The organism is Chryseolinea sp. T2, assembly GCF_037203685.1.
GTDB lineage: Bacteria > Bacteroidota > Bacteroidia > Cytophagales > Cyclobacteriaceae > Chryseolinea.
Genome location: NZ_JBBCAU010000005.1, coordinates 264,006 through 285,002, shown reverse-complemented (window position 1 = coordinate 285,002; position 20,997 = coordinate 264,006). Strand labels below are relative to the sequence as shown.

The 20,997-nt window shown below is 46.8% G+C and carries 17 protein-coding genes; 6 read left to right on the top strand and 11 right to left on the bottom strand.

Annotation, left to right across the window (positions count from 1 at the left end; genetic code table 11):
* Nucleotides 1–18 precede the first annotated feature (18 nt).
* The 4 genes from WBG78_RS17950 to WBG78_RS17935 are packed head-to-tail and all read right to left on the bottom strand — an operon-like array spanning nucleotide 19 to nucleotide 3,405.
* Nucleotides 19–1,080 carry an NAD-dependent epimerase/dehydratase family protein gene (locus WBG78_RS17950; RefSeq protein WP_337327843.1) on the bottom strand — a complete coding sequence of 354 codons (1,062 nt, stop codon included), beginning with the start codon at nucleotides 1,078–1,080 and terminating at the stop codon, nucleotides 19–21.
* 6 nt (nucleotides 1,081–1,086) lie between these two features.
* A complete protein-coding gene (locus tag WBG78_RS17945) occupies nucleotides 1,087–2,157 on the bottom strand; it encodes an NAD-dependent epimerase/dehydratase family protein (RefSeq protein WP_337327842.1) in 1,071 nt (356 codons plus the stop codon).
* Nucleotide 2,158: 1 nt separating this feature from the next.
* Complete coding sequence (locus tag WBG78_RS17940) at nucleotides 2,159–2,941, bottom strand: glycosyltransferase family 2 protein (protein WP_337327841.1); 783 nt, start codon at nucleotides 2,939–2,941, stop codon at nucleotides 2,159–2,161.
* 32 nt (nucleotides 2,942–2,973) lie between these two features.
* The gene (locus tag WBG78_RS17935; protein WP_337327840.1) at nucleotides 2,974–3,405 is read right to left on the bottom strand and encodes a GtrA family protein; all 432 of its coding nucleotides are present in this window, start codon (nucleotides 3,403–3,405) and stop codon (nucleotides 2,974–2,976) included.
* Nucleotides 3,406–4,064: 659 nt separating this feature from the next.
* Between WBG78_RS17935 and WBG78_RS17930 the strand changes: the two genes are divergently transcribed.
* The 3 genes from WBG78_RS17930 (at nucleotide 4,065) to WBG78_RS17920 (ending at nucleotide 7,643) form a co-directional block, all read left to right on the top strand.
* Nucleotides 4,065–5,030 carry a glycosyltransferase family 2 protein gene (locus WBG78_RS17930; RefSeq protein ID WP_337327839.1) on the top strand — a complete coding sequence of 322 codons (966 nt, stop codon included), beginning with the start codon at nucleotides 4,065–4,067 and terminating at the stop codon, nucleotides 5,028–5,030.
* A 62-nt stretch (nucleotides 5,031–5,092) separates the two neighbouring features.
* Nucleotides 5,093–6,730 (top strand): GMC family oxidoreductase, encoded by a 1,638-nt coding sequence (locus WBG78_RS17925; protein ID WP_337327838.1) that lies wholly within the window; start codon nucleotides 5,093–5,095, stop codon nucleotides 6,728–6,730.
* 388 nt (nucleotides 6,731–7,118) lie between these two features.
* Nucleotides 7,119–7,643 (top strand): hypothetical protein, encoded by a 525-nt coding sequence (locus WBG78_RS17920; RefSeq protein ID WP_337327837.1) that lies wholly within the window; start codon nucleotides 7,119–7,121, stop codon nucleotides 7,641–7,643.
* Nucleotides 7,644–7,773: 130 nt separating this feature from the next.
* On the opposite strand, the gene WBG78_RS17915 is transcribed toward WBG78_RS17920, so the two are convergent.
* Together WBG78_RS17915 and WBG78_RS17910 are read right to left on the bottom strand one after the other, a co-directional pair.
* Nucleotides 7,774–10,437, bottom strand: coding sequence for an ABC transporter permease (locus WBG78_RS17915; RefSeq protein WP_337327836.1), 2,664 nt, complete (start codon nucleotides 10,435–10,437; stop codon nucleotides 7,774–7,776).
* Between the two features lie 11 nt (nucleotides 10,438–10,448).
* Nucleotides 10,449–10,787, bottom strand: coding sequence for a PadR family transcriptional regulator (locus tag WBG78_RS17910; protein ID WP_337327835.1), 339 nt, complete (start codon nucleotides 10,785–10,787; stop codon nucleotides 10,449–10,451).
* Nucleotides 10,788–11,050: 263 nt separating this feature from the next.
* Here WBG78_RS17910 and WBG78_RS17905 point away from each other — a divergent pair, with 263 nt between their 5' ends.
* Complete coding sequence (locus tag WBG78_RS17905; RefSeq protein WP_337327834.1) at nucleotides 11,051–13,180, top strand: xanthine dehydrogenase family protein molybdopterin-binding subunit; 2,130 nt, start codon at nucleotides 11,051–11,053, stop codon at nucleotides 13,178–13,180.
* Between the two features lie 13 nt (nucleotides 13,181–13,193).
* On the opposite strand, the gene WBG78_RS17900 is transcribed toward WBG78_RS17905, so the two are convergent.
* Nucleotides 13,194–14,174 carry a helix-turn-helix domain-containing protein gene (locus WBG78_RS17900; RefSeq protein WP_337327833.1) on the bottom strand — a complete coding sequence of 327 codons (981 nt, stop codon included), beginning with the start codon at nucleotides 14,172–14,174 and terminating at the stop codon, nucleotides 13,194–13,196.
* Nucleotides 14,175–14,319: 145 nt separating this feature from the next.
* Nucleotides 14,320–15,816: an acetyl-CoA carboxylase biotin carboxylase subunit gene (gene accC / locus WBG78_RS17895; RefSeq protein WP_337327832.1), complete on the bottom strand. Its 1,497-nt coding sequence runs from the start codon at nucleotides 15,814–15,816 to the stop codon at nucleotides 14,320–14,322.
* Nucleotides 15,817–15,937: 121 nt separating this feature from the next.
* Here accC and WBG78_RS17890 point away from each other — a divergent pair, with 121 nt between their 5' ends.
* Together WBG78_RS17890 and WBG78_RS17885 are read left to right on the top strand one after the other, a co-directional pair.
* Complete coding sequence (locus tag WBG78_RS17890) at nucleotides 15,938–17,194, top strand: aminotransferase class I/II-fold pyridoxal phosphate-dependent enzyme (protein ID WP_337327831.1); 1,257 nt, start codon at nucleotides 15,938–15,940, stop codon at nucleotides 17,192–17,194.
* 84 nt (nucleotides 17,195–17,278) lie between these two features.
* On the top strand, nucleotides 17,279–17,455 hold the full coding sequence (locus WBG78_RS17885) for a histone H1 (RefSeq protein ID WP_276372107.1): 177 nt from the start codon (nucleotides 17,279–17,281) through the stop codon (nucleotides 17,453–17,455).
* 72 nt (nucleotides 17,456–17,527) lie between these two features.
* Here WBG78_RS17885 and dapA read toward each other — a convergent pair whose 3' ends face one another.
* The 3 genes from dapA to ligA are packed head-to-tail and all read right to left on the bottom strand — an operon-like array spanning nucleotide 17,528 to nucleotide 20,949.
* Nucleotides 17,528–18,403, bottom strand: a complete 876-nt coding sequence (gene dapA, locus WBG78_RS17880) for a 4-hydroxy-tetrahydrodipicolinate synthase (RefSeq protein ID WP_337327830.1) — start codon at nucleotides 18,401–18,403, stop codon at nucleotides 17,528–17,530.
* A gap of 3 nt (nucleotides 18,404–18,406) precedes the next feature.
* On the bottom strand, nucleotides 18,407–18,892 hold the full coding sequence (locus WBG78_RS17875; protein ID WP_337327829.1) for a DUF6913 domain-containing protein: 486 nt from the start codon (nucleotides 18,890–18,892) through the stop codon (nucleotides 18,407–18,409).
* A gap of 44 nt (nucleotides 18,893–18,936) precedes the next feature.
* On the bottom strand, nucleotides 18,937–20,949 hold the full coding sequence (gene ligA / locus WBG78_RS17870; protein ID WP_337327828.1) for an NAD-dependent DNA ligase LigA: 2,013 nt from the start codon (nucleotides 20,947–20,949) through the stop codon (nucleotides 18,937–18,939).
* Nucleotides 20,950–20,997: the final 48 nt, after the last annotated feature.

Genomic DNA, 20,997 nt, shown 5'->3' with positions numbered 1-20,997 from the left:
GAAAGTTGCCGCTAAACATTAAAGTCGAGACGACATACTGGCATGCATCTGAACCAATGTCGACTTCAGATCATACTCCCAATTCCATTTAGGGTAGTGCTTTTTGAACTTCGTCACATCGCTGATCCACCAGATATGGTCGCCAATCCTGTTGCTCTCTTTGTAGCTGTAGTCCATCTTATTGCCTGAAATTTCTTCGCACAACTTAATAGCCTCAAGCATTGAACAGTTGGCAAATCTCCCACCACCTGCGTTATATACTTCGCCGGGGCGCGGGTTCTGGTAAAAATTCCAGAACATCTGCACCAGATCGTGACTGTGGATATTGTCCCTGACCTGCTTGCCTTTATAGCCGAAAATCGTGTAATGATTCTTTGTGATGGCACATTTCATCAGATATGCCAGGAACCCGTGAAGCTGAGCTCCTGAGTGATTCGGTCCTGTCAGACATCCGCCACGAAATACTCCCGTCTTCATTTCAAAGTACCTGCCGTACTCCTGGACAAGCACATCTCCGGCAACTTTTGATGCGCCAAACAAGGAATGCTTCGTCTGGTCGATACTCATAAGCTCATCAATTCCTTCCTTATAATACGGATGAGTCTTGTCTATTTCCCAGCGACTCTCAAGCTCCACGAGTGGTAAAGAATTTGGCGTATCACCATATACTTTGTTGGTACTCGTAAAAATGAAGACAGCTTGCGGGCAGTGCAAGCGACACATCTCGAGCATATTCAATGTGCCTACTGCATTAACACTAAAATCGGTAAAGGGCTCCTTCGCTGCCCAATCGTGACTTGGCTGTGCAGCCGTATGAAGGATCAGCTTTATATCAGATCCGTACTTGCTAAAAATAGACTCCAACGAACTTATCTCGCGTATGTCCGCGGTATATGTCTTAAAGTTAGAATATCTCTCCTCAAGGCGCTTCCGATTCCATTCTACTGACGCTTCCTTTCCAAAAAAATATTCACGGAGGTTATTGTCGATTCCGATAACCTGATCAAACTGACTGGTAAAAAAATTAACAGCCTCGCTGCCGATGAGGCCGGATGATCCTGTCACTAGGGCAATATTCATAATAGATTATTTAAGGATTTCTTTCAATGAGTGCTCGTTTCCTTTCAACCATTCATAAACATCGGTAAGTATCTCTAAGCAACTCGTCTTTGGTGTCCATCCAGACAAAGCGGAGATCTTCGTGTTGTCGGTCACATATATTCTGAGATCGGCCTGGCGATTCTCTTTCACTTTTTCAATGGGTATGGTGTTGCCAGTAATCTGCTGACAATATTCTGTCAGCTCCTGCAGCGATAAACTGGTTTCAATTCCGCCACCAATATTAAAGATTTGATTGTTGTACTTATCAAAAGTATGCAGCTGGATATCAAGAATGTCGAACAAATCATTCACGTGTAGAACATCCCGCACTTGCTTGCCCTCGCCGCCGTATCCCAGGTACGAAAGCTTTTGCTTCCAGAAGTGCCTGGCCATCCACAATACGATAACACCTTGATCTACTTTACCCATTTGCCAGGGGCCGGTAAGAACTCCACAGCGGTTTATGATGGTCTTCAGGCCATAGAATTCGTTGAACTCCTGAATTATAAGTTCCGAAGCCAGCTTCGTCGTTCCGTACAACGACCGGTAGCCATCGAGTGGAAACATTTCTGATATGCCTTTCTCTGAAACTCCGGCCACCGTTTGCTTTGCAGTGAAATTGAAGCGCGTTTCTTTTTCTTCGAACGAACAATCTTCAAGCTTGCGGATAGGATAGACGCGGCTGGTTGAGAGAAACAGGAATGCGGCATTGCAAATCCTGGCGAACGACAGACAATTAACTGTACCATTAAGATTGGTATCAATCAAATAATCGGGCGACCCATTAAGGCCTGCAAGCACCGATGGTTCTGCCGAAGCTTCAATGATGTGAGTAAAATCTTTATCAAGTGCATCAAAGTCTCCTTTATTCCGGATATCGCCGTGAACAAATGAGACACCAGCTTCCTTAAGTCTGGGTAGATTTAACTCTGAACCGCGTCGCTTCAGATTGTCCAGTACAAATACAATATATTCGGGATAGGCTGCTTTGAGTTTTAATGCGAGCGATGATCCGACGAACCCGGCCCCGCCGGTAATAAGTATCTTGAAAGCCATTTCAATTCTGCCTTGTTGATTCGAGTATCTTCTTGTTGGATTTCTCCTGAGTAGTCCGGTGATAGTCCTTTCTCGAAAAAAACTTCTCGATTAAGCAATAGCACAGAATGAAAAAGTACCGGCTTCCCATTTCCCTAATCTTCAGCTTGGACTCTCCCGACTTTCTGTTAGTCCAGCCGTTGGGAAGCACTGCGTAGCTATAGCCTCTCACAATCGCTTTTAAGGGTATCTCTATCGTCAGATTGAAATGAGGTGCAAGCAGAGGCTGAACTCCCTTGATCGTCTCTTTTTTATAAAGCTTAAATGCGTTTGTTGTGTCGTTATATCGCATTCCAATCGTCATCCTGACAATAAAGTTGGCGATGCGATTGATAAATTTCTTGACAGCGGGATAGTCTTTTGTATAGCCGCCTTTCATGAAACGACTTCCAAATACGCAATCCACATCTGTTTCAACCATCTTATCATAGAAGCGAATAAGGTCTTCCGGATTGTCTGAAAGATCAGCCATCATGATGGCAACACAGTCACCGGTAAATCGTTCCAGGCCGTAACGCACAGCATATCCAAAACCGTTTGGCCCGATGTTAGTATAATAGACCAGCGTATCAACCGTTTGCTGAAGCTCCTTGAGAATTGGTTCGGTCCTGTCTTTTGAGTTATCGTTAACGACAACGATCTCGTGGCGTATACCCCTTGCCTTGAGGGCCGTGTATAAGGTTCCAATTGTTTCGGCAATTGACCCTTCTTCATTATATGCGGGGATAACAATACTAAGTGTCAAAATCTAAAAAATAATAGTCATTCAATTCTATTTCAGGCGTCTGGATTACCCAGATCGCTTTCAGGCATGGAACCACGCTTGAATATGATGTTATTTCTGGTAAAGAAATTCCATATCACAACGACCCCAATTGCCACAACTTTCGAAATTCTGTAGTCGACCAACAGCTTTTCGGACAAATACCAAAGAACGGCCTGGTTCAAAACGAGCCCGCAAGTTACAAAAAACATGAACATTGGAAACTCAACGCGCTTCCGGAGCGTCCGGATATTGAAGACCCAGTATCTGCTGAGAATGTAATTGACAATGTTTACGACAGAGAAGGCGACAACATTGGCATACAGCAATGGGACACTAAAGCGCTCAACCATTACGATTAGAATTGCCATCTCCAGTCCAGCGCTAAACAAACCAGCAATGACGAATCTAACGGGGCGAGTCTTGAGTAAGAGGGATAAGGTCATCAGGAGTTTGTATTGTTGAAGCCAAGTTCACATGTTGAGGCTATGAGCGCAGAACTAATTATTCCCGGTTTGGCCGAAAGATAGATTTCTCTCACTGTAATTGAAAGTCTTATCCTAAGACTGCGCCTGTTGTTGATATACACCGGAGCCTGGTCGATGTATAAAAGTACGCTCTTCGGTAAAGCTGAAGCGACCGGCCCTAAAAACGAATCCCTTATAGTGACCTTATAGTGAGGTTATGGTGAGGTTATAGTGACTTGTCAGGCGCCTGGTCCCCATCTTCGCCCGTACTCGGGCCGTCGCACAGCCGGCATTCCTGAACTCGGAATTACAATCTCCGTTATCAATCAGGGTGGGGCCGGAGCAGAGCACATGGACTGAAATAGTGACCAATATTCCCGATTTGGCACTTTAATCGGGCTTGTTGTTAATTATTCCAACACAATTTATTTTTGGTAAGAAGAAAATTCTGTGGAAGGCGACAAGAGTCACAGGGTTAAATGACAAAGGTCATCACCGGTTCTACTGAATCTTTCCAACTTTCGTTTGTAAAACACCCCATCTGCATCGGCATAAAAAACTGAGCGGTTGGTACATTGTAAAAGTACCCTAGGCAGGCACTTTGGTGTGGTTAGTATTCCCAGATTCAACCACAAATTATGTCCAAACTCCTTACAATTGCAATCCCAACCTACAATCGGGCTGCCATGCTCGATGCACAGTTGTCGTGGTTGTCCACAGAACTCCAAGGTCATGAGCATCAATGCGAAATTGTTGTAAGTGACAATTGTTCAACAGATCGTACTCCGGAAATCATCGAAGCGTGGAGAAAGCGCTTTGAGGGCCGAATTACTTTTAAGCCCCGCAGGCACGGTCAGAACATAGGAGGAATGGCAAACATCGTATACACTATCGAGCAGGCGACCAGCACTTTTGTCTGGTCTTTAGGTGATGATGACCCAATTCAACGGCATGCCGTCCCTTATATTTTGGAGAAGATCAATGATCATCCCGATCTGTCGCTCATCTTATTGAACGGCTATGGGAAAGATTACAATACAAACAAGATTCTAACGGAGCGCTGGTTTGACAGTACAAGCGACAAGCCAATGCGCAACAGCGTGTCCGATTTCGAGGTCTTCCTGGAGAAACACATGGGTGGCGTATTGTTTATATCGTCCTCCGTATACCGCACCAAACTTGTACATCGGGCATTTGAGACCTGGCCCGACAGTCCCAGGAACCTGGCCGCTCAGGCCTATTGGGTCGCATATTGTGCAGCACGCGGATCATTTATTGTAACTCCCACGCTATTCACCGAATGTGCTATGGGCATAGGATTTACTGACAAAGATCCAAAATGGACTTTCAATATTGTTTTCCGAGCAATTCCCGAAGTTTATCTGCGATTGATGAGATCAGGTTATTCAAAACGTTTTTGTTATGAAATGCTGCTCAGGAACGTCAAGAGTTTTGGTGCATGGCAGCTTCTGGGTGGAAGTTTAAGGCGCTGGCCGTTATACTCCCTCCAGGGCTTTGTCTACTACGTTCGCGGTCTAGTAGTGGGCGCGTGCCTTTTTGCGACTAAGTCGGGCACTGCTGAAGCCATAGAAAGGGCTTCTTAAGATCTCCTAATACTCTCCATTTCATTAATTCTAAGCCGGACCCCAGTTCGGGACTTCTTCTTATGTTTATTGACAGCCGTGCGCTTTCGCAAAATCAAATTGTAGAGACGGATATTTGTATTGTTGGCAGTGGGCCGGCCGGTCTGGCCATCGCGCACCAGCTTAACGGTTCGGGCATCCGTGTCGCCATACTTGAGGCGGGCGACTTCAAAACCAGTGAAGAAGCTGCGGCCCTGACCGACGGAGAGGTGGTTGGAGATCCATTTTCTCCGTTGCGCGACATGCGCATCCGTCAGTTCGGAGGAATGTCAAACGTCTGGAATATCATCCTTCATCAAAACGCAATTGGCGTCCGTTATGTCCCCCTCGATCCGATCGATTTCGAGAAGAGAGATTGGGTACCTAATAGCGGGTGGCCTATTGGATATAACGACTTGTTGCCCTTCTATCACCGCGCCCATAAATTCTGCCAGTTGGGTGACTTCAATTACACCACAGAACAATGGGATTCAGACGGTCAGGGCGCAACACGCTTTCAAAATGATGACATCGTTTCACGCATGTTCAAGTTCGGTCCCAGCGATATTTACTTCAATCAGTATCGCGACGAAATGGCCGCGTCTTCAAATGTTTCCGTGTATCTAAATGCGAATGCCACTCTGATCGATGCAAACGAAGGCGCGAATGCAGTGAATAATATTCGGGTCTCCTGTCTGAATGGTAACAAATTTGAAGTGCGTGCAAAGTCATTTGTACTGGCTGCAGGCGCGCTGGAAAATTCGCGACTCTTGCTCGCTTCGAATAACAGGCAGGCCTCGGGGCTGGGTAATAGACACGACGTCGTAGGACGTTATTTCATGGACCATCCTCTTGTTGATTTTGGGATGCTGTTCCCATTCAACCGTTCAGTTATTGCTTCGATGGGCTTGTACGACAAGAAGCGCGTTAAGAATGAAACAGTGATGGGTAGGTATGCGGTGGCAGAGTCCGCATTACGTCGCGAGCAAATGCTTAACATAAGCGCCCTGATTTATCCTCGTGAGCGCAGGTTTCGCTCGGATGGGAATCAATCAATAAAGAAGCTGGTATCGTCATTGAAGCGAGGATCATTGCCTCCAAACTTTATTCACCATATTGCAAACGTCGTTAAACAACCGCACCTGATAGTTGGCAACTGGTATCATCATTCGCTTCGTAAGAAATTACTCACGCCCAACCTCGCATATGGCGAATGGTCCCTCGGCAAAGACATCGAGCGGTTTGTAAAGTTTGAAGTGCTTACACAAACTGAGCAAACTCCTCACCCGGACAACCGGGTTGTTCTTAGCGAACAGATCGATAGTCTGGGTGTTCCCCGTGTTAAGCTGATTAACTATTGGCGTGAAAACGACATTGAAAGCGTTCGCAGGGCGCAGCGGTTGTTCGCCGATGCGTTCCGGAAAGCCGGAGTGGGAGAGCTTATTTTCGAGTCACTGCCGCGGCCATCAGCTTTGATGAGCACACATCACAACATGGGCACAACCCGGATGCATTCCGACAGCAAGTCCGGGGTGGTGGATGCCAACTGTAAAGTGCATGAAATCTCTAATCTTTACGTGGCAGGAAGCTCTGTGTTCACCACTGGCGGCTACGCCAATCCTACTTTGACGATCGTGGCTCTTGCTATCCGACTGGCCGATCATCTCAAACGGTCGCTGTAGGACGGCACAGGCAGCTGTCTGCATCTCAATCGTATTCTGTCTGGTTGCATAGTCATATCAAACCCGTATCTAACCCGTATCTAACCCGTATCAAACCCGTATCAGATCCGTATCTAACCCGTATCAGACCCGTGTCATACTGCTGCTGAATCCCTGTTGAAGTGGTTATTGTATTGTATCCATTGGTGCGATCATTTGAAAAGGCCGCCAATCATCCCTTTCTACATCGGGCGAGCGGAATTACCCTGTTATTAATTCCGCATTTTTGATTACATTGACACCTCGCAGCAGGGACATGATGACTGTAGTTAGGCTCTGATTTTTCGGTCGCCCTGCAAAGTTGGCTTTTTTCAATATTTTTTCTTTTTATAACAAAACCCACAATTGAATGGAACTTAGAAGACAACATCTTCTTAATGAAGAAACTATTTACATCACTTCTTACAGTGAAAAAGCCTCTCATATTCGAGGGAGGATTCTGGACGGCACGATCTCTATCGAAATGAAACTGTCAGAGGTTTTGTCGTATTTTTTTAATCACGACGAAATCAAGCAGCGTTTCATTCTGGCTTCCGTTTTTACGAATGCAGGTTTGAGCTTTGCATCTAAGGCCCACATTCTTCACGAACTTTTGGTGGAGTTTTTCCCTCAGCTTTTGAAGTTATATCCAACCATAACAAAAGAACTTGACGCTCTTGTGGCCTTGCGGTCTTTCATTGATCACTCGATGACGGATGCATCACAAGATTTCATCAGGCAGCGGCACGACGATCGTGTGCAGTTTGCGTATTTCACTGAAGGACAACGTAAATTAATGACGATGACAGATTCTGAATTTAATGGTTATATCAAAACCATTTCTGTCGTCCTTCTTTCCCTCAGCCACATCAAAGAGGGGATGCGGGTGAACTAACTTTTCATTTTATTCCACTTGCGATTCGCATGGAATTGTACAATAAACGCCATCCGATTTTTTCGGATGGCGTTGTCTTTTTTAACTTATATCCGTCGCCTGACATCCCTTTGTTGGTTCCATTAACCTTCTACTCTGATCGTAGCCCTTCCACCGGTTTGGCCAAAGCCGCCCTTATACATTGATACGATATAGTTCCCAGCGCTATGGCCAGAGCAAGTATTCCCGATACAACAAACACATCCCAGGTAATGGGCACCTGATATTCAAAATCCTGCAGCCACTCGCGCATCATGTACCATCCGATCGGTGATGCCAGCAGTAGAGAGATTAATACCAGTCCTACAAAATTCAACGTAAGCAATCTGAGTATACTATTCATCGACGCCCCAAGGACCAACCGAATACTGATTTCCTTGCTTCGCTGCTCAACCATGAATGCAGACAGGGCGAACAAACCCAGACAGGCAACAATAATAGCAAATGCTGCAAAGGTTGTGAAGATGCGGCCCATGCGCTGAACATCATCGTACATTCGGGCATAGGTCTCATCCAGGAACGAGTATCGGATTTTCTGGTTAGGAGAGAACTTGTCCCACACTTTTTCAATCTGCGCGATCGTCGAAGAAACGTCTCGCGTGTTAAGTTTAACCGACACAATTCCCGGACTAATTCCTGCAATCATCGCCAATGGTTCGACTTTGTTTCGGAGTGATTCAAAATTGAAGTCTTCAACAACGCCGATGATATTCCAGGGGCGGTAATTAACAATGCGCTTACCCAACGGTTCTTTCAGTCCCAATTCATGTGCCATTGACTGATTGATGATAATGTTGAGTGTGTCAGAAAGACGGTTCCTGGCAAAGTCCCGACCTTCCACAAGTTTCATTCCCATCGTTGTTATGTAGTCTTCATCGACCACCCAGAACTGGCCGCCAACATGAGGATCTGTCTTTTCCCGACCCTCATTCCAAAATCGATTCCCGTTTCTTTTCGTGCCTCGTACTGGAAGGTAATCACTTATGCTGGCGCTCTTGACTGCAGCAATGGTCACGAGTTCTTCCTTCAGTGTCTTCAGTTTTGTCTCGATCGTTCTCGTGCCCTGCAGCAAAAGTACCTGCTCTTTATCATATCCGACTTTCTTGTCCATAACGTATCCCATCTGCCGGTAAATAATGACAGTCGAAATGATCAATACTATGGATGTGGTGAACTGAAAGATAACCAGAGCACTTCTTAAAGACGATCCTTTACTGCCCTTAAGCAGATTACCCTTTAATACCTGTGCCGGACGGAAAGAAGAAAGGTAAAGTGATGGGTAAATTCCTGCCAGCACACCGATGGCCATGCAACCAACAATCATAGCAGGTACGAACCACCACTCAGTAAATGGAAGCGTCAGCGACTTATCAGCAAGGTCATTGAAGTAGGGAAGAAGCAACCAGGCTCCGACAATTCCAAAGACAAACGACCATGCGCTGAACAGTACCGACTCCGTTAGAAACTGAGTAACGATGTTGCTGCGATACGATCCAACAGTTTTGCGCAGCCCCACTTCCTTAGCGCGGTTGGCTGACTTCGCCGTAGCAAGATTGATGAAATTAACACAGGCAATAATCAGAATGAATGAGGCAATGGCGCCAAACAACCATACAAAACCCCGATCACCATGATTAACCGGATCGTGTATTTCAGTTTCCAAATGGATATCCCTGATTGGCTGCAGTCCAAATGAAATCTTGCTGGCAAGATCTTTAGCATCAGATCTGCCATCCTTGATCCACAAAGGCAACATATATTTGTCGACGACCTTTTGCAGTTTGGCTGCAAGCGCTTCCGGATTCGTGCCTTCCCGAAGTAAGACGTACGTGGGATAATTCGTGGCGCCCCAGTAATTCTGTTCACCCCACCAGAATTCCCGTCCCGTCATCGTCATTATAAAGTCGTGCTGAAAGTGGGAATGCGGACTAAAGTCTTCGATGACTCCTCCAATCTTGAACGGGTTCGCTGTATTGTCATTGACGACCATCAGTTTGCCAACCGGGTTTTCTCCGGGAAAATACTTCTCGGCTTTACTTCGTGTGAGCACAATAGTTTGTGGCTGATCAAGCGAATGTTTAAGGTCGCCATAAACCATCTTTACCTCGAGTATTTCAAGTAGTTCCTGATCAGCAAAAACAAAACGCTCTTCATAGAAATTTTCAGATGTGCCGTCTGGCCGGATCTGATTTGGACCACCTCCGAATAATTCTGAGGAATTATAACGACCAGCTTTCTCAATCTCAGGGTAATCTTCCTTAAGTGCTTTTGCGAAGGGAGCCTGAAACCATACTCCTTTTTCAATCTTCCCGTTGTCGTTCCAGTTTTCATAGACCCGGTAGATCCGATTCCCATCTTTATAGAACCGATCATAACTCAATTCATCCTGAATATAGATCGCGATGAGCAGACAGGCTGCAATGCCCATAGCGAAACCTCCAATCTTAATAAAAGAATACATACGTTGACGAACAAGGTTGCGCCATCCAATCTTGAAATAGTTTCCTACCATAGCAGCGTTGTTTTGAGGACTTGATTTGATTTTCTTAAAAGCGAATGGCCTCAGATAGTTAATGACCTGATACCAGTAATTTACTTTAGCCTTAAATGAACCATGTCGCAGCACATCGTTGTAAAACCTTTCTTCAAGATCTCCCGATACGTCTTCTGCGAGATCATCACGAAGAAAGGAGAGGAGCAGCCGTGAAGCTGCCCTTGGAGGCGACAGGTCTTTACTATTAGTTTTTTGTGCCACGTCTTCTTTATCTAACCGATGCGGAGATAACTTTCCAAAACAGGGTATTGCTTCCAAAGGGACAAGCGGAATTCCATGCACTCTTTAAGCACGCGCTTGCCCAGAGCCGTTACGGTGAATATGCGCTTCCTTCGGCCGCCGCGAACAGCTGTAGAGTCGCCCATTTCCGAAGTCACGAATCCTTTGTCCTCCAATCTCTCAAGTGTTGAATGCACGGCGCCGATGGATACCGCGCGCCCTGTTTGTTCCTCGAATGATTCGGCAACTTTCAAGGCATAGGCATCTTTGCCCAGAATTCCTGTTAGGATCAGTATTACTTCTTCAAACTCCCCCAGTTTGGTTTCGATCATAGTTATTAAGCTTTAGTTCAACCGCTAAGCACACAGGTACAACTGAGTTCAGCTGATTAGTTACTAAATTATAGAATAAATGATTCGGAGATGAAACGAAGGTTGCACGGCCGTTCAGTTTTTTTGAGGAATGGTCGAAACGACCAGGCGAAAAATGCCTTTTCAACTACAAATTCGATGAATCTGAAGTCATTTTTCAGAAGGCGACACGACCATTTCGATCACTTTTCGTGTGATTTACAGCAAACCAAATGCACTAAACAATGACGAGCCGAAGGGATTTCATCAAGCAATCAATCGCCGTGGGCACCAGCCTGGCCTTAGGGTTTTCGCGCAGCTCGTATGCGCTCGTGAAGGGAGCCGACCTGATTAAAGCGGAGTTAACGCCCTTCATTATAATTGACAATAACGGACTAATAACTCTTATCAATAGGAACCCGGACATGGGACAGGGATCAACACAGGCTATCCCGACTCTCATTGCTGAAGAGTTGGAGGTTGATCTCGATCAGGTGCAAATCATTAACAGCAACGGCGACGAGCGATATGGGCTCCAGGTGTCCGGAGGCAGTGGAAGTGTTGTTCGCGCCTGGCTTCCAATGCGTAAAGCCGGAGCTGCCGCGCGCGAGATGCTGGTACAGGCCGCCGCCCAGACATGGAAAACGTCAATCTCCCAGTGCAAAGCCGAAAGAGGTCGGATAATCAATACAGCAACGAACGAAGCTCTTACGTACGGACAGTTGATTTCCGCAGCAACGAAGTTGGACGTTCCACAGGATCCGATACTGAAATCACCAGCTGAGTTCCGGTTGATTGGCAAAGCGACCAGGCGCCCGGAGATCGCCGACAGAGTAAATGGGAAAGCGATCTATGGCATTGACGTAAATGTAGAGGGAATGGTGTATGCCTGTATCCTTCACTCGCCGGGCCTTCATAACAAGATTAAGTCATTGGACGAATCCGATGCCCGTAAAGTGACTGGCGTTTTGGACGTAATCAAGTGCGAGCGCCCCATGCCTCATAGGTCATCTGAAGCAATTGCTATCATTGCTACTAACTATTGGTCTGCACTTCAGGGACGCAAGCAGCTTAAAGTGGAATGGGAAAGTAGCGCCTCCGATACCAATAGCCGGGATTACGTTGACAGAATGAATGCAGCGGCCAGGACATCAGGAGCTCTGTTTTCAGAAACCGGAAGTTTTGACGCCACCTACGCCGCTTCAGATAGAAAACTGGAAAGCATCTATGAGTCGAATTTTCTGGTTCATAGTTCGATGGAGCCAGAGAATGCTGTAGCTCATGTCAAAGACGATGGATCTGCCGAGGTGTGGGTGCCATATCAATCACCGGATTGGGCCAAGCGTGATGTCGCCAACTTTCTGCAGCTCCCACCAGATAAGGTCATCGTAAATATCAGACTTATGGGTGGATCATTCGGCCGCAAGTCATACGCAGATTTTTTGCTTGAAGCTTGTATGCTGTCAAGGCACATTCACAAACCTGTTAAGCTGATCTGGTCACGTGAAGATGACATTTCGCAAGGACCGTTCCGACCGGCGATGTTAAGTCAGATGCAGGGCATAATAGAGAACAGTCGCATCGTTGGGCTTCATCATCACGCAATAGGGGAGACTTTTGATGGGCAAATCCACAAAACCCTCAAGGCTGGTACGCCCGATCCTGTGCTGTGTGGCGAGATTAGCTTTGAGAATAGTAAGTACCAACTGGCTTATACGAAGATCAGTCATACGCGTGTCACAACCGACATTCCGATTATTTGGTGGCGATCCGTTTGGGGGGCAAACTTTGCTTGGAGCCAGGAGTGCTTTATTGATGAGCATGCGCATCAAATGAACATCGATCCACTACAGGCCAGATTGGACATGTTACAGGACGAACGCTATCGAAAAGTATTGAGCACGCTTGCTACAAAAAGTAACTATTACCAAAAAACGCCAATGGGCGAGGCGCGCGGAATAGCAATGTGGAAATGCTTTGGAAGTATAAGTGCTGCCTGTGTCACCGTGAAACGAGTGAACCAGGGTGTTAAAGTAATGCGAGTGGTTTCTGTCCTGGATTGTGGAATATTCGTGAATGCCGACATGGTGAAAGCGCAAATCGAGGGAAGCGCAGTAATGGGACTTAGTTCAGCGACACTTGAAAACATAACCTTTACCAATGGCGAATGCGATCAAACCAATCTTCATCAATATTCCTTGTTGAGGTTCAGGGATACGCCGGAAATTGAAACTCACATAATTGCAGATCTTGAAACACCGGGTGGTGTCGGAGAACCGTCACTTCCACCAATAGCCCCTGCGTTGGGGAATGCAATATTCAATCTCACCGGGAAAAGGATAAGAAAGTTGCCGATCAATCTGAAAGCGTTGTAAGTGCTCCACTACTTCATCTCTGCAAGAATCTGTTTCGATAAACCTGAGGAGTAACCTGCGTCTCGCGCCTGAAGGCGTCGTAAAGTGATGTTACGCTCGAGAATCCAACTTCCTTTGCAATGGTTTCTATTTTGTCATTATCACGAATATTCTCCAGCCTCTCCATTGCTTCGCGCACGCGAAATCTATTCAGGAATTCATTGAAGCGCATATTATATTCCTGATTGATGGATTGAGAAATAAGGTATGCCGGATAACTCGATTGCTTTGCCAACTCGGATAACTTCAGGCCTTTGTTACGGTAAATCTTCTGTTCGTTCAACAGCTGGTTAAGATCGCCGGTTATTCGAGCAACCAGTTTCTTGTCAAGAAGCCTGGACTTCCGGATTATGACGTTGAAAAAATCACCATCGCTGGCTATAAAGAAGTTGATAACATATAACAACGGGATGGCTAAAGCAACTCCAATTGTGTAGAGATGAATGCCCCCCTGTGATGCCTGCACAACAAAGCACAAGAGTATGAGTCCGACGAACAAAGCCAGTATACGAAAGTGTTTTGGAACAGGTGTAATACTTTGTCCGCGCAACATGTAGATGCTGATGCCCCAGTATACCGCGAACTGCAGCAAGCCAACGTAATAGACATAGTCAATAAGTCCCGTGATCACTATTACTAACGCGGGCAGGTAGTGGATAAGACTACGGTAAGTGATTTCTTTACTGAGACAGCGACGTGCATAGCAATAGAATGCAGGACCGATTAGCCAAAGTCCCGCGCCACCGGCAACAATTCCAGGCATTGGATAACTCTGAGGAATAAACACAAAATAGGACTTAGCGAGTCGAAGGGCGAGGCCCACCAACATGATGCCGAGGTAAAATTGTATGCCCTTCCTCAACCCATCTCTGACGAACATGAGTGCTGCGAGAAAGAAGCTTTGGATGAGCGCTATGCCACAGACCAGAGCAAGCAATATTTGCCAACCATTCATAAATGAAATATACGGTGTACAATCGACACCGTCTGATTTGAGGAGAGTGAATGCGTACGTATAACTTCGTCGTGTATCCGGAGCTGAACGTTATTGGTAGTTGCCATATCGGTACCCGTCAGCACAGTCCGGTCGTGCTACTTGGTCACTGAAGCCTTGCCTGCTTCCACTTACTGGATATTTCGCCGTCGTTAGTGGCGGCTTCGGGTGTGGATTCCCGCCGCGAAAGGCGCATCGCTGCGAGAGCTGCAGCCAGTTCTTCTTCTTCCAAATTGGGTGCTGGCTGAAGAACAGATGGTTTAAAGTAGAGCTCAACAAACCGGGTATCAAACTTACCAGTGATAAAAGCGGGATGTGTCATCACAAAGCGGCAGAAACCGAGCGTGGTTTGCACGCCTGTAACAGTATATTCGTCTATCGCACGTATTGTGCGGGCAATGGCAGCCTCACGATCGCCTGCGTGACAGACAAGCTTGGCGATCATTGGGTCATAGTAAAACGGAATATCCATGCCCTGTTCAAAGCCGTCATCAACGCGTATACCTGGGCCGTTAGGCCTGACATATGTTTTAAGATTTCCGATATCGGGAAGGAAGTTGTTTGCAGGATCTTCAGCATATACACGAACTTCGATAGCGTGACCGTTGATCTTCAGGTCTTGTTGTGAAAAGGGAAGAGGCTGGCCCTGAGCAACCATGATCTGAAGACGAACAAGGTCGAGTCCGGTAATCTGTTCCGTCACGGGGTGCTCAACCTGGAGTCGGGTATTCATTTCAAGAAAGTAGAAGTTTGATTGAGCGTCGACAATAAACTCTACGGTTCCAGCATTAAAGTATCCGCAAGCCTTCGCCACGTTGACGGCAGCTTCACCCATGGCATTCCGCTTTTCGGATGTAAGTATTGAAGATGGAGCTTCTTCAACTACCTTCTGATGTCGTCGCTGAACGGAGCATTCCCGCTCAAACAAGTGCACTGTGTTTCCATGCTGGTCACCCAAAATCTGAAACTCTATATGACGTGGTTGAGTAACATATTTTTCAAGGAAAACTGAACCATCGCCGAATGCGGCCTTCGCCTCACTCATCGCGCGTTCCATTTGTTCTGACATGTCCTCAGCACGTTCAACAATGCGCATACCTTTGCCACCGCCACCAGCGCTTGCTTTGATCAGCACCGGATAACCTATGCTTCCGGCAATTTTGCGGGCTTCATCAGGATCTGATATCGGCGTTGTGGTTCCGGGAACCAGCGGAACGCCATATTTTGCAACGGCCGCTTTTGCGGTGAGTTTGTCACCCATGACAGCGATTGATTCCGGCGAGGGCCCTATGAATATCAGCCCTGCATCGCGAACGGCCGCGGCGAAGTCCTCGTTTTCTGAAAGGAATCCGTAGCCGGGGTGGATGGCGTCGGCCCCAGTGCGTTTTGCGGCCTCCAGGATCTTTTCAGTACGGAGATAAGATTCTGCCGAAGGAGGCGGACCGATGCAAATGGCTTCATCGGCAAATCGAACGTGAAGGGCCTTTCTGTCGGCTTCGCTGAATACAGCAACCGTTTTTATGCCCATTTCACGTGCGGTACGCATGATGCGCAACGCGATTTCGCCACGATTGGCAACCAGAATTTTATTGATTGAACGCATGCAGAAAGGTACTTCTGCAATGCTAATCATTATTTATCCGCCGCCAAAGGGAGTACAAACTCCCAAATGATCCGTTTTTTTGATTATTTTTGCCGCAATTTTTAACCAATCACGACGTCAAATGGTAGATCTTTTTGAAAAGCTGAGAATGGAGGCCGGGCCGCTGGCCAAGTATTCACATCTTCCCGATGACTATTTTTTCTTCCCTAAGCTGGAAGGCGAAATCGGGCCGCACATGAAGTTCAATGGCAAGGATGTATTAAACTGGAGCCTGAACAACTACCTGGGACTTGCTAACCATCCCGAGGTACGCAAGGCGGACGCAGACGCAGCCGCTCAATATGGACTTGGTCTCCCAATGGGTGCCCGCATGATGTCGGGTAACTCAAAGAACCATATCGAGCTGGAAAAGCAGCTGGCTGCTTTCGTAAACAAGCAGGACGTTATGCTGCTGAACTTCGGCTACCAGGGGGTGGTATCAATTATTGATGCCCTCGTCGACCGCAAGGATGTTATTGTGTACGATGCAGAATCGCATGCCTGTATCATCGACGGTGTCCGCCTTCATATTGGCAAACGCTTTGTCTATACACACAATGATATGGACAGCCTGGAGAAACAGCTTCAGCGCGCTACCAAACTCGCCGATGAAACCGGCGGTGGCATTCTTGTCATCACTGAAGGCGTCTTCGGTATGTCTGGTAAACAAGGTGATCTTAAGGGAGTTGCTGAACTCAAAAAGAAGTATAACTTTAGATTATTCGTCGACGATGCGCACGGCTTTGGAACGATGGGTAAAACCGGAGCCGGCTGTGGCGAAGAGCAAGGTGTGCAGGACGACATCGACCTGTACTTCTCAACATTTGCCAAATCAATGGCCAGCATTGGTGCTTTCGTAGCAGGTGATACAAAAATATTGAAGTACCTCCGCTATAGCGTACGCTCCCAGATCTACGCTAAGAGTCTTCCTATGCCACTCGTCGTTGGCGCGTTGAAACGCCTCGAGTTGCTGAAGACCCGTCCCGAGTTGAAAAACAACTTGTGGAGGGTAGTAACAGCGATGCAAAACGGTTTGCGCGAACGTGGATTCAACATTGGCGGCACTAATTCACCGGTGACACCTGTACTGTTCAAAGGTGGAGTAGGCGAGGCCGCCAACATGTCGATGGACCTCCGGGAAAACTTCGGAATTTTCTGCTCTGTAGTGATCTATCCTGTTGTGCCTAAGGACATTATCATGTTTAGAATTATCCCTACAGCAGCTCACACACTGGAAGATGTGGAGCGCACACTGAAGGCATTTTCGTCATTGAAAGAGAAGCTGGATAACGGATTTTATAAGGAAGAAGTACTGGTTTCTGTGACCAAAGGTTTGTAAAAAAATGCGTTTTTGGTTGATTTAAACGGTTTTAGACCTAACTTGGCATAGTAAACTTATTACTAATCTTAAATTCAGAATACAATGCAAAAGTTTGAAGAGCTCAAGAGTCTCATCGCGTCGCTCGAAGGAGATGCTGACAAATTTTATAACAAGGGAAATAGTGCAGCAGGAACCCGGGTAAGAAAGGGTATGCAAGACTTGAAGAATCTTGCGCAGGCAATTCGTGCAGAGGTTCAGGAGATCAAGAACAAGGCCTAGATAATAACCTTTACAACCTAACGACATCAAAAGAGGGATAGCCTGACGGTTATCCCTCTTTTTTGTCTATCCTTATTTTTTGATGGCCTCAGCAAGGCGATTAATTTTTGTTTTCAGACCGTCCGACGCTGCAGACAATGGAAGACGGACAGTTTCTCCGCAAACGCCCATCTTCGAAAGCAGATACTTAACTCCTACAGGATTGCCCTCCTCGTACATCGGGCCGTTAATGTCGAGCAATTTCGCAAGCTCAAGCGTTGCCTTCGCCATATTGCCTGAATCAGCACTCACTTTTACTTTCTGAAATATTCCAGGATAGGCGTTTGCCAATACTGATATCACACCTTTGCCTCCCATTGAATAGAGCGTAACCGTCATCATATCGTCGCCTGAGATCAGCATGAAATCGCGCGGCTTATCCCTCATGATCCGCATACACTGCTCAAGATTGCCTGAAGCCTCTTTTGTCCCAACGATGTTTGGATGAGCTGCCAGGCGAAGTGTGGTCTCTGCTGTGAGATTGGAGGCCGTCCGGCCTGGGACGTTGTAAAGTAATACAGGCACGGGCGATGCATCGGCAATTGCCTCGAAATGCTTCACGATACCCTCCTGTGAAGGTTTGTTGTAGTATGGGCTTACCGATAATAACGCATCAACTCCCTTAAGATCGGCTTCTTTAATCGATTGAAGCACCGCCGACGTGTTATTGCTACCGATTCCATATACAATGGGAAGCTTCTTCGGATTGTTCTGTTTGACAAACTCGAGGATCGAAGCCTTTTCTTCCTCTGTGCACGTTACCGACTCGCCGGTTGTGCCCATCACCACATAATAGTCAACCCCTTTGGCAGTGTGGGTCAATAACTTCTTCAGTGCCTTATAGTCAATTTCAAGCGACTCCGTGAACGGTGTCACAAGCGCAACACCGGTTCCGAACAGTTTTTTCATGATTTACTTTAATTGTATGATGTATCGATGTATAGTGTCGGTAAGCTCTTTCACACTTGAAGGGGCCTGCACCATGAATTCGAAATAGGATGGTCCGCCTTCCCATTGTCGCCCGACGCGGCATTTGGCCTTGCTCATGGCGAGCAAGTGCATCATGAGCGGATTAGGTTCTGTATCCAGATAAACCAGGTAGTCAAATGGCGTGTCCGCGAACTTCAATGCGTTAGCAGAAGTGATTTTGCCCCAAAATGAAATATCGTTCTCTGTGAAGAAATCAAACTTAAACTCAAAGTTCTGCTTATCCGGGGCGAGATACTCCATCACTTTCACCTGCTTGCCATCGTGCTCGAGCTTGCGAATGAACTCTTTCACGACTTCATGCTTGGCTTTATCCTCAACAGAAAACAGAACGCCAACATTCCGGGACGCCGCATAGGAAACACTGCCCCTTGCTCCATTGTCTTTTTGGAGGAGCTTTTCGGTCCTCATTTTGAGCAGGTTGTGATTGAACTTCATCTATTTGTGCTAACGCGTTAGCCCTTAATCAGTTTTTCAAATTCCTCTTCCGTAATGATCTTGACGCCAAGCTTTTCAGCCTTTTCGCGTTTTGAGGGGCCCATATTATCACCAGCCAGCAAATAATCCAATTTTCCTGAAACACCAGATAAGATCCTGCCACCATTTTTTATGACGACATCCTGCAACTCATCACGCTCGTAGTTGCGGAACACACCTGAAATCACAAATGACTTGTTGTCCAACACGTTGCTTACCTTCTCAGGCTCTTTTGCTGTGCTTTCCATTTGAAGCCCCGCAGCACGTAAACGTTCTACCTCACGTACGTTTTCAGCGTTACGAAAGAAATCGAACACGCTCTCTGCTATTTTCTGACCGACTTCCGGCGCCTCCAGCAATTGCTCAAGCGATGCTTCGGCAATCTTATCTACCGACTTGAAATATCGGGCTAGCTTCTCTGCAACAGTCTTGCCTACATACCGGATGCCTATTGCGAACAACACGTTCTCAAAAGCCGCCTTCCGAGACTCGTCAATTCCGCCCAGGAGGTTGTCTGCCGACTTCTTTTTAAATCCATCCAGGCGAAGAATATCGCCTTCCTTCAGGTCATATAAGTCTGCTGGGCTGCGCACCAAACCAAGCTTGTGCAAAGCTTCAATGGTCTTTTCTCCAAGCGAGTCAATATCCATTGCTTTGCGCTGGATAAAGTGCTCAATTCGCCCAAGGATCTGGGGTTCGCAGCCGTTAACGTTAGGACAATAGTATGCCGCCTCGCCTGCCTCGCGCACAAGTGAAGTGCCGCACTCCGGGCATTTATCGATATACTGAATAGGGGTAGATCCGGCTTGCCTCCTGGGCAAGTCAACTCCTGTTACCTTTGGAATGATCTCGCCGCCTTTTTCCACGAACACGTAGTCGCCTATCCGTAAATCGAGCCGGGCAATTTCATTGGCGTTGTGCAATGATGCGCGCTTAACTGTTGTCCCAGCCAGGAAAATTGGCTCCAGCGATGCCACCGGAGTGACCGCTCCGGTTCGCCCCACCTGGTAGGTTACTCCGTTCAGCCTGGTACTCATGCTCTCGGCCTTGTACTTATAGGCAATCGCCCAGCGCGGGCTCTTGGCCGTGAAACCAAGCTGCTCCTGCTGCTCAAGGCTATTTATCTTGACCACCACTCCGTCTGTTTCAAGCGGCAACTCAAGGCGTTTCTTATCCCAATGAGCAATGTACTCGAGTACCTGCTCAATGTTTTTGCACTTCTTATAGGTAGGGGATACGTTGAATGACCAGGATTCTAATAAGTTAATGGCCTTCTCATGCGTTGGGACAGACGATTCGTCGGTCTTCAGGTAATACACAAAGCAGTCGAGTTTGCGCCGCGCTACTTCCCCGGAGTCCTGCATTTTTAATGTTCCGCTGGCAGTATTGCGGGCATTGGCATAACGTTCTTCGCCAATGTCCTCGCGCTCTTTGTTCAGTCTGGCAAACATTGACTTAGGCATGAAAACTTCTCCACGAACTTCGAAAGCAGGCGGAATGTCCTTGCCTTTAATCACGAGTGGAATATTTCGTATAGTCCTGACGTTATTTGTCACATCATCGCCACGTACTCCATCACCTCTTGTTACTCCCCGAACTAAAATTCCGTTTTCATAAGTGAGACTAATCGACACTCCATCGAACTTCAGTTCACAAAAATATTCGTATGAATCGCCATCAAGTCCTCGCGAAACACGACCATCAAACTCTTCCAACTCTTCGCGGCTATAAGTGTTCCCGAGCGAAAGCATGGGATACTTATGAAATACTGTCGCAAATTCTTTCGTTATAGTTCCACCCACACGCTGCGTCGGCGAGTCTGCTGCGCGGTATTGAGGATATTGCGTCTCCAATTCAACGAGAGATCGCAGCAACGCATCAAATTCCTGATCCGAGATTTCCGTTTTGCTTTGCTGATAGTACAGATCATTATGATGTTCAATCAGCTTACTAAGCCTTTCGATTTCCTTTTTTGCCTGGTCCGGTTGCATAGAGCATAAAACTAAAGACCAGGTAGCTAAAAGCAAAAAGTTCTCATG

Bases quoted from the DNA above. Each gene is read 5' to 3' on its own strand.
- WBG78_RS17935 (WP_337327840.1), bottom strand. From the start codon at position 3,405: ATGACCTTATCCCTCTTACTCAAGACTCGCCCCGTTAGATTCGTCATT.
- WBG78_RS17875 (WP_337327829.1), bottom strand. From the start codon at position 18,892: ATGAGGACCGAAAAGCTCCTCCAAAAAGACAATGGAGCAAGGGGCAGT.
- WBG78_RS17930 (WP_337327839.1), top strand. From the start codon at position 4,065: ATGTCCAAACTCCTTACAATTGCAATCCCAACCTACAATCGGGCTGCC.
- WBG78_RS17950 (WP_337327843.1), bottom strand. From the start codon at position 1,080: ATGAATATTGCCCTAGTGACAGGATCATCCGGCCTCATCGGCAGCGAG.
- WBG78_RS17905 (WP_337327834.1), top strand. From the start codon at position 11,051: ATGACGAGCCGAAGGGATTTCATCAAGCAATCAATCGCCGTGGGCACC.
- WBG78_RS17945 (WP_337327842.1), bottom strand. From the start codon at position 2,157: ATGGCTTTCAAGATACTTATTACCGGCGGGGCCGGGTTCGTCGGATCA.
- WBG78_RS17920 (WP_337327837.1), top strand. From the start codon at position 7,119: ATGGAACTTAGAAGACAACATCTTCTTAATGAAGAAACTATTTACATC.
- WBG78_RS17910 (WP_337327835.1), bottom strand. From the start codon at position 10,787: ATGATCGAAACCAAACTGGGGGAGTTTGAAGAAGTAATACTGATCCTA.
- ligA (WP_337327828.1), bottom strand. From the start codon at position 20,949: ATGCAACCGGACCAGGCAAAAAAGGAAATCGAAAGGCTTAGTAAGCTG.
- WBG78_RS17925 (WP_337327838.1), top strand. From the start codon at position 5,093: ATGTTTATTGACAGCCGTGCGCTTTCGCAAAATCAAATTGTAGAGACG.
- dapA (WP_337327830.1), bottom strand. From the start codon at position 18,403: ATGAAAAAACTGTTCGGAACCGGTGTTGCGCTTGTGACACCGTTCACG.
- WBG78_RS17890 (WP_337327831.1), top strand. From the start codon at position 15,938: ATGGTAGATCTTTTTGAAAAGCTGAGAATGGAGGCCGGGCCGCTGGCC.
- accC (WP_337327832.1), bottom strand. From the start codon at position 15,816: ATGCGTTCAATCAATAAAATTCTGGTTGCCAATCGTGGCGAAATCGCG.
- WBG78_RS17900 (WP_337327833.1), bottom strand. From the start codon at position 14,174: ATGAATGGTTGGCAAATATTGCTTGCTCTGGTCTGTGGCATAGCGCTC.
- WBG78_RS17885 (WP_276372107.1), top strand. From the start codon at position 17,279: ATGCAAAAGTTTGAAGAGCTCAAGAGTCTCATCGCGTCGCTCGAAGGA.